1 protein-coding gene is annotated in these 544 nt (G+C 58.8%); it reads left to right on the top strand.

The genetic code is table 11. From position 1 onward, the window contains the following. Positions 1 to 231 (top strand): hypothetical protein (locus tag Q7C20_RS27045; protein WP_375071224.1); only part of this gene is annotated, 231 nt, incomplete at its 5' end. Positions 232 to 544: the final 313 nt, after the last annotated feature.

Below are 544 nucleotides of genomic sequence, written 5' to 3'. Positions count from 1 at the left end.
CCCGAAGTGACCGTCTCCATCGAGCTGAACGTCGCACGTTCGCCCGAAGAGGCCGAGCTTCAGGCGTCCGGCAAGTCGATCCAAGAATTGGCCGCCGAAGAAGAAGCCGCTGCTGAATTCGAGATCTCTGAACTGTTCGACGACATCGGCTCCGCTGCTGACGAAGACGATGACGACTCGAACATGGTGCGCACGCCTGAGGGCGACGCGCAGGACGACAGCAACAGCTGATCGATCTGTCAGAAGCAAAGATTTAACGCCGTGCGGTCCTCCGCGCGGCGTTTTTCGTGGCCCTCCCTGCCGCCCTGCGGTTTGGGCGCTCAAACCCCTGCAAAATCGGTTAAATTTGTGCTTTGCTGTCCCCATTCAGCTTGGAGTATGCCACTTGCGCTACATCACTTTTACCACTTGGGAGAATAACGACGGGGCCGACTATGATGTCACCCTGCGCGCGATAGAAGAAAAGCGGCTGCCCGCGCTCAAAGGTTTCGGCGCCAGCCGGATCACGGTTGTGCGCACCTCTGATCGGACCAGCGCGGTCATT

The sequence above is a fragment of the Pseudomonas sp. AMR01 genome, from assembly GCF_041946035.1.
In the GTDB taxonomy this organism is placed as follows: domain Bacteria; phylum Pseudomonadota; class Gammaproteobacteria; order Pseudomonadales; family Pseudomonadaceae; genus Aquipseudomonas; species Aquipseudomonas antarctica_B.
This window is presented reverse-complemented; position numbering and strand designations above follow the sequence as displayed.